Here is a 7,216-nt window from a genome sequence, read left to right as displayed (position 1 = left end):
TGTGAAGTGGATTGTAGGTTCGTTGATTTACATCCTACTACATTTCCGATCTTTTCTTTCTAATTCATACGTTTAGGCTTAAGTAAGTGCCATTCAGACTTGACCCCTTTCTGCTTCTGGAAACTGTTTTTCAGCGCGCATCCGCAATAGTTCGCCATGCTGCCAGTTTCCGGTGAAATGTCATGGAAGCGTTCGCCGGGCTGGTCGAGGGCAGGCGGGTCATGCTGGCAGGGCAGGGGATGGCGGGCAACACGAGTTGCTTGAAAGCCGATTCGGCCTTGCTGCCATTGAAATAGATATGCCTGATTGCGGGGTGGGTCTGGAAAAAAGTGCCAAAATCATTCGTGACCTGGCTGGCCGCAATGATGTTCGCATCCAGGCTGCCATGGCGTTCGCAGGCATGCAGGACATCCCACAGGGCGATACCGGCCGTTTGCAGCGCTTGCTTTCTCAGTGGATAGGGCGCATCGGGCGCAAACCCGAACAGTTTGGCCATGATGCGCCAGAATGCGTTCTGCCGGTGGGCGTAATATTGGCCAGCAGCGAGTGAGGCGCGGCTTGGCATGCTGCCGAGAATCAGGATCTCGGCCCGGGCGCTCTCTATCGGTGGAAAACCGTGAATACGGGCCACGCCAGATTTTTCTCCCCTTACTATTTACGCTGTATGATTTTGGCTGCTGTGTTGGGTCCCGAGGCATCGAGCATCGCTTCAACTTGGTCCGAAACCTTCACCAGAGCGCCTTGGCCGAAACCGATGTCACTCGCCTCGGCGGGGCTGCAGGCTCTCACCTGTCTGATCGCCTCCTGAACCTGTTCACAGACTGCGGCATACAGAGGGCGTACCCAGACCTGTTCATCTTCAGGAATGATGCGGCTTCTGGCTATCGGGCTTTTGACACGTCCACCGCTTTCGGTTCGGGTATAGGTGATACTGCGCTGGGTCGTGTTGTCTTCCACTTCGACCCGGTAAAGCGTTTTGCGTCCGCCAGCAAGCGGGGTTTCCTTGAGAAAGGCGTGTTCTCCTGACTGAACATAGCCCTGGGCTGCCAGTTTCTCAGAAATTTTCTCGGGTGCTGTGCTGAGCGAGATGCCCGCTATTTCCAGATTCAACCAGGCCGGCGAATTGTTCAATGCCGTCTCGGGCGCAGCGGCATCCGATGACGGGGCGTAGCATGATAAGCCGACGACCAGCAGCGACAACGACCAGAAATGGCGGTGCTGTGTGGAAAAGCTGCTCGATCCCGATGAGCAGGATGCTGCAATCGGGTTGGATATTTTAGCGATCAGTTTGTCAATCATTTTCAAAACCCTCCAGAAGTAGCGAAAGCCTTCGTCATGGCAAGCGACAGCAGGCGTGAAATCATCCGGTTCATCGGTGCACTTGCTCACCAAGAAACTGAGGATGCATTATTTCAGGTTGCATGTATCCTATCGAAAATTGCATGAGGACTTGCAGTTTCTTTCATCATATATTCGATAATTTGATGCACGGTTTTTCATTTTAAGCCTGCCAATGAAATCCACCTGCGCTGGCATGCGAACCGGTCAAGCTGAAAACAATTAAGGGGTATATTTGGCTGCTCCTCATGAGAACTTAAACCAATTTGACATTGATGCCAATTAATCATTCCATATTGATCAATAACCAAAGGGGTCGGGTTGAGTTGATTTCTTATAATTGCCAAGATAGACTGTAATCTCCCTGAATAGACAGACAATCAATCCATGGCACGCCTACCTCGTTATGTGATTCCCGGCCAGCCGCAACATGTCATCCAGCGGGGCAATAACCGCCAGGAAATATTTTGTGCGGACGAGGATTATCAATTCTTTCTGCAAAAACTTCATGCCGCCGGAAAAAAGCACAGCTGCGATATCCACGCCTATGCTCTGATGACCAATCATGTGCATTTGCTGGTGACGCCACATACCAAGGATGGCATCGGCAAACTGATGCAGATGTTGGGCCGGTATTATGTTCAGTATTTCAACCAGCGTTACAAACGGAGCGGGACCCTATGGGAGGGGCGTTATAAAGCCACACTAATAGATAGCAAACAGTATCTATTCACCTGCATGCGCTATATCGAACTGAATCCGCTGCGTGTCGGCATGGTCACGCATCCAGCGGATTATCCATGGTCAAGTTACCAGCATAACGCATTGGGACAACCCGATGCGGTGGTCACGCCGCAACGGGAATATAGACGGCTGGGCAAAACGGATGCACAACGGCAAAGTGCCTATCGGCAGATGTTCGAGATGCAGCTTGAGGAAAAAACACTTGATGAAATACGCTCGGCAACCAATAAAGCCTGGGTGCTGGGCAGTGATCCATTCAAGGCCAAAATAGCGCGGCAGCTGAAGCGTCGCGTCTCACCCGCGCCAAGGGGAGGAGATCGTAAATCGGAAGAATACCGACGGAAAGCCAATATCAAACAATTCTGACCCCTTCGATGGCTCGTACTTCATGGGATCGCACGCATTCGATTAAGTTTTCCGTATAAAGGGGACAGGTCGCTAATCAAGAAAAATAAGAGTAACGTATGGGGCTATGGCCCACAAGAATAAGAATTTACAATTCTAGACCTTATCTTTAATTTTCCTGATTCCTGATTCTTAATTCTTGGATCGCGACCAGACCCCTCCGTGCGCACGTCTCAAAGGCTCAATTATTGCTTTTTAACTCTTTGATTTAATGGGTGCCATGACTTATTGAGAAGTTACATGGCGGATGGGGGGGGAATTGGAATTTTTGGCTGGTTGGTGTTAAATACGGGCTAAATAATCGCTTTTTCGAGTCAAAAAAGTGCTTGCTGTTGTGTATCAATTTTGATACATTTCATCAATGAGTCCAATCCTTTTTGTTAAATTTTTTGCAACTGATGCCGGCAGCGAGCCTGTTAGAGAATGGTTGAAAGGACTATCTGCCCAAGACAGAAAAACGATTGGCGAAGATATTAAAACGGTGCAATTCGGTTGGCCTCTTGGTATGCCGCTAGTCGATCATCTCGAAGGCGGCATTTGGGAAGTCAGAATCAAGCTGGGCAACCGGATAGCCCGCGTTCTGTTTGTTATCGACAAACATACGATGATTTTGCTGCATGGCTTTATCAAGAAAAGTCAAAAAATACCGGAGCCAGAAATGGATTTGGCAAAACAGAGATTGAAAACATTACGAGGTAAGCAATGAACAGTCAACGCGAAGAAAATCCCCACATTGGCAGCAGCTTTGACGATTTCCTAAGCGAGGAAGCCATTCTTGACGAAGTCGCAGCGGTAGCAACCAAACGGGTCATTGCCTGGCAAATATCAGAAGGCATGTCAGCACTTAAACTCAGTAAAACGGCAATGGCCAAAAAAATGCACACCAGCAGAGCTTCCCTTAATCGGTTGCTGGATGAAGAAGATACAAGCTTAACATTGACCACCTTAGTGAGCGCTGCCGCTGCGCTCGGTAAAAAGGTAAAAATAGAGTTGGAGCCGATGTGAGCTTTGTTCGGACAATAGCATAACGGCCAGAAGTGGACCGTTGTATTGAGTCTTGTGGTGCTGTGACAATGCTTGAATCGATATCAGCCTGACAATTTAGCTATAAATACTGTAACTTCTCAATAACTCATGGCGCATTTAAAAACAATTAGTTACGCCCAATAAAATGACTTTTTATTGGATGGTGGCGTGACCATGCCCCGTAAGTCATTGATTTTTAGCATCGACCCCCAAAAAACGTCTCAAAGGCTCAATTCTGGCTTTGTAACTCTTTGATTTAATGGGTGTCATGACTTATTGAGAAGTTACTAAATGCTTGATTGCAAGACCTGACGCCTAGTTGTGCGCAATTCATAATTCTAGATCCTGTCTTTGTTATTCTTGATTCTTTGTTATCGACCTGACCGTTCGCAGTAACAGCAGTAAATCTAGCGGGTTAAAGTCCCGTCCGAGGAGTTGTCCGTACGCCTTGGTAGCATGAGGAAGCGGCGTCGTGGTAACGCGGGGTCGTAAGTTTTCACACAGCAAAAGAGCAGGCCGTAACGCAAGTGAACCTACATGTAGCCTCGTAAACGAGCTGGAGGAGCCGACCCTGTGGTCAGAAGGGGAAGGCCGTTGGATGGGTGCTGAAATAACGGAAGTGGCACCCATTGACTTCCGGGGTAGCAGGGTCGGCATGTTCTAGAAGATTTACTGCCCAGTGCTGGAGGCCCGCTGCGGTGATGGGGAGGCCATCGACTGTTGCATATAAGGAAACGAAAGTGCGGCGGGCCGCAGCGGGAGTTGGAAGGGTTCATAGTACCGTTTGAGATCAAGGGACAACATAACCCTGATTGAGGGAAGGAGCCCTACTTTGTTCATGCAACCGAAGAGTGGAGGAGAAGGGGATTGCCAAATTGCTAACCACCCCTGAAGCAGTCAGGACACTACAGAGGAAGCTTTACACCAAGGCCAAGCAAGAACCGGCCTATCGCTTCTATGCTTTATACGACAAGGTATGGCGGGCAGACATCCTCATGCATGTCTACTGCCTGGTGCGCGCCAACAAGGGAAGTTCCGGCGTTGATGGGATGAACTTCGAGGACATAGAGCAGAAGACAGGGATAGACACGTTTCTGTTGGAACTGGCCCAAGACCTGAAAAACAAAACCTACACCCCAAGTCCGGTACGGCGCGTCATGATCCCCAAGGCGGACGGCAGTCAGCGTCCGCTGGGGATACCGACCACCCGAGACCGGGTCGCCCAGATGGCGGTAAAGCTCGTTATTGAACCGATATTTGAAGCGGATTTCTGTCCGAACTCCTATGGATTCCGGCCAAAGAAATCTGCCCATGGTGCGGTTGATGAAATAGCGGCAGCACTTCATCAAGGGTACACACGAGTCATCGATGCCGACCTGTCAAAGTATTTTGACAGCATTCCTCACGCCAAGCTGTTGGCCGTGGTGGCCGAGCGGATTGTAGATGGTGCAATTTTACACATCATCAAACTATGGCTCAAAGCACCCGTCATCGGAGAGGATAAGGACGGCACCAGGAAAAATGTGGGTGGTGGCAAAACCAACAGTAAAGGGACGCCGCAGGGCGGCGTCATCTCGCCGTTACTGTCAAACTGCTACCTACACCTGCTTGATCGGATATGGGAGAGACATCAACTACACCAGAAACTGGAGGCGCAAATCGTCCGATATGCGGACGATTTTGTTGTGCTGTGTGCGGGCAAAAGTTATACGCATGCCTGTCCGGCACCGAAATCTCTAGTAAAAATCAGAGATCGTATAACGCAATTGACGGCACGGGAGCGCACACTGATACCGTTGAGCGATATTGTCGGGAGCGTGAACGCCAGTTTGCGTGGGTGGGCTAACTACTTCCATTATCGCAATTCAAGTAGTGCGCTGGGAAAGGTGAAAGTGCATGCAGAAGAGCGCTTGCGCATACACCTGATGAATCGGCACAAGATCAAAGATCGTAGGATTGGCCTTGGTCGTTTCCCTAGTCAGCAGCTTTATATGAAATATGGGCTATACAAGGTTCCGACAACGGCAGGCTGGAAGTCGGCGCATGCCTAGTGAGAAGAGCATCGGAAAGCCGTGTGCGGGAAAACTGCATGCACGGTTTGATGAGGAAGGGCTGGTGAGGTTGCCTATGGAATGGCTATTGAGGCACCGCCAAACGAAAGGGGCGGAAACAGATAAGCAAGTCCTAATGGCAATCAAAACCAGTCCTTTACTCTACCCTTCGTGCGCGTATGGCCTATTGGCGTCAGTGGCGAAGGCCACGCACCAAGGTAAGAAACCTGATGAAGCTCGGCGTACACGTCAGAGCAGCGGTGGCATGTGGCATCACCAGCAAAGGCCCATGGCGTAGTTCGAAAACTCCAGGGATACAACAGGCATTATCCAATGCTTACCTAAAATCTCAGGGACTTTATGCGCTGCGCGATGGATGGATCAAGCTTCACCATTCCAAGTGAAACGCCCTGTGCGGAGCCGCATGCAGGGTGTTGTGGTAGCTGAGGGTTAGATACCCTCAGCTACCCGATTATGTGATGAATCTCGCATACTTCATTGCCCATAAATTACTTGGGATGTATCAAACTCATTTCCATTTTCATCACGCCACAACAGGAAAGAAAGCAGGGGTCAGGTCGCTAATAAAGAAAAACAAGAGTAGCGTACGTGGCTGTAGCCCATAAGAGTAAGAATTCACAATTCTAAGCCTTATCTTTATTTTTCTTGATTCCTGATTCTTGATTCTTTGATCGTGACCTGACCCCTTTGTGCGTTACCGGTTGTAGCGGTAGGTGTTCGCAAGCTGAAGTTCGGGCTCAAGCCAAAACTTCGCTTCACCTTCTCCGGACACCACATCAGCCCTGTGCGGAGCCGCGTGCAGGGTGCCGTGGGGGTTGAGGGTTAGATATCCTCATCTACCCGATTATAACTTGCCTCAAGTGTGGCATATTGCTACAATTGAGGCGACTCAACTCAGGAGGTACAAATGGCCACGAGCAGCATTCGCTTAGATCAAAATCTAATTGAAAAAGCCACTATTATAGCCAAAGCGCTTAATCGAACCCCGCCCAAACAAATAGAACATTGGGCAAAAATCGGCGAGATAATGGAAGATAACCCTGATTTACCCTACGAATTTGTAAGGCAAGCCATCATCGCGCAGGCAGAGCGGGACGCCGGAAAGCTGGAGGCCTACGATTTTGGTTAAAGCCACGAGTGTATTACAGACCCCTACGTTCAAGAAAGCGGTAAAGAAACTCAAGCCCAACCAGAAAAAAGACCTTGATTTGGCCGTTAAGGACCTAATGGCCGACCCCAACATTGGCAAGCAGAAAAAAGGAGATCTGGCCTTTCTGCGAGTCCATAAGTTCAAGATGAACAAGCAATTGATTCTGCTGGGTTACAGTTTTGATGATGGTGCCCTTGTCCTTGAACTGATGGCCCTGGGCTCACACGAAAACTTCTTCCGCGATATCAAGCGGAAGAAGTGACGGTTGTACCGCACCCCATCGTATAAAGGGGCCAGGTCGCTAATCAAGAAAAACAAGAGTAGCGTACGTGGCTGTAGCCCATAAGAGTAAGAATTCACAATTCTAGGCCTTATCTTTATTTTTCGGCTCCTCGGCAGAATTTGTGGGTAACCGAAAGCGCCTTTTGTAAGACCATGGCCGGTGATAGTGGAGCACCCCGCCCAATCTCTGAGAAGATGA

Annotated in this window: 8 protein-coding genes; 6 read left to right on the top strand and 2 right to left on the bottom strand. The window is 49.5% G+C overall.

What is annotated here, in order from left to right; translation table 11 throughout:
- Positions 1 to 130: 130 nt before the first annotated feature.
- Both BLV85_RS13865 and BLV85_RS13860 read right to left on the bottom strand, forming a co-directional pair.
- On the bottom strand, positions 131 to 631 hold the full coding sequence (locus BLV85_RS13865) for a DNA-deoxyinosine glycosylase (RefSeq protein ID WP_090415824.1): 501 nt from the start codon (positions 629 to 631) through the stop codon (positions 131 to 133).
- Between the two features lie 20 nt (positions 632 to 651).
- Positions 652 to 1,299 carry a hypothetical protein gene (locus tag BLV85_RS13860; RefSeq protein WP_143032358.1) on the bottom strand — a complete coding sequence of 216 codons (648 nt, stop codon included), beginning with the start codon at positions 1,297 to 1,299 and terminating at the stop codon, positions 652 to 654.
- A gap of 426 nt (positions 1,300 to 1,725) precedes the next feature.
- Between BLV85_RS13860 and BLV85_RS13855 the strand changes: the two genes are divergently transcribed.
- The 6 genes from BLV85_RS13855 (at position 1,726) to BLV85_RS13825 (ending at position 6,997) form a co-directional block, all read left to right on the top strand.
- Entirely contained in the window at positions 1,726 to 2,448 is a 723-nt protein-coding gene (locus tag BLV85_RS13855; protein WP_090415822.1) for a transposase, read from the top strand.
- A 400-nt stretch (positions 2,449 to 2,848) separates the two neighbouring features.
- The gene (locus tag BLV85_RS13850; RefSeq protein ID WP_090415821.1) at positions 2,849 to 3,193 is read left to right on the top strand and encodes a type II toxin-antitoxin system RelE/ParE family toxin; all 345 of its coding nucleotides are present in this window, start codon (positions 2,849 to 2,851) and stop codon (positions 3,191 to 3,193) included.
- Positions 3,190 to 3,492 (top strand): XRE family transcriptional regulator, encoded by a 303-nt coding sequence (locus tag BLV85_RS13845; protein WP_090415820.1) that lies wholly within the window; start codon positions 3,190 to 3,192, stop codon positions 3,490 to 3,492. Before BLV85_RS13850 ends, BLV85_RS13845 begins: the two co-directional genes overlap by 4 nt.
- 896 nt (positions 3,493 to 4,388) lie before the next feature.
- A complete protein-coding gene (locus BLV85_RS13840; protein ID WP_090415825.1) occupies positions 4,389 to 5,564 on the top strand; it encodes a group II intron reverse transcriptase/maturase in 1,176 nt (391 codons plus the stop codon).
- Between the two features lie 928 nt (positions 5,565 to 6,492).
- Positions 6,493 to 6,714, top strand: a complete 222-nt coding sequence (locus tag BLV85_RS13830; RefSeq protein ID WP_090415819.1) for a TA system antitoxin ParD family protein — start codon at positions 6,493 to 6,495, stop codon at positions 6,712 to 6,714.
- A complete protein-coding gene (locus BLV85_RS13825) occupies positions 6,707 to 6,997 on the top strand; it encodes a type II toxin-antitoxin system RelE/ParE family toxin (protein WP_090415818.1) in 291 nt (96 codons plus the stop codon). The genes BLV85_RS13830 and BLV85_RS13825 overlap by 8 nt, the downstream gene beginning before the upstream one ends.
- Positions 6,998 to 7,216 lie beyond the last annotated feature (219 nt).

This window comes from Nitrosomonas halophila, assembly GCF_900107165.1.
Taxonomy (GTDB): domain Bacteria; phylum Pseudomonadota; class Gammaproteobacteria; order Burkholderiales; family Nitrosomonadaceae; genus Nitrosomonas; species Nitrosomonas halophila.
Note: the sequence above shows the minus strand (reverse complement) of the source record. Positions and strands in the feature narration are given on the sequence as shown.

Coding starts and splice junctions, on each gene's coding strand:
- BLV85_RS13860 (WP_143032358.1), bottom strand. CDS start 1,299: ATGATTGACAAACTGATCGCTAAAATATCCAACCCGATTGCAGCATCC.
- BLV85_RS13855 (WP_090415822.1), top strand. CDS start 1,726: ATGGCACGCCTACCTCGTTATGTGATTCCCGGCCAGCCGCAACATGTC.
- BLV85_RS13850 (WP_090415821.1), top strand. CDS start 2,849: ATGAGTCCAATCCTTTTTGTTAAATTTTTTGCAACTGATGCCGGCAGC.
- BLV85_RS13845 (WP_090415820.1), top strand. CDS start 3,190: ATGAACAGTCAACGCGAAGAAAATCCCCACATTGGCAGCAGCTTTGAC.
- BLV85_RS13830 (WP_090415819.1), top strand. CDS start 6,493: ATGGCCACGAGCAGCATTCGCTTAGATCAAAATCTAATTGAAAAAGCC.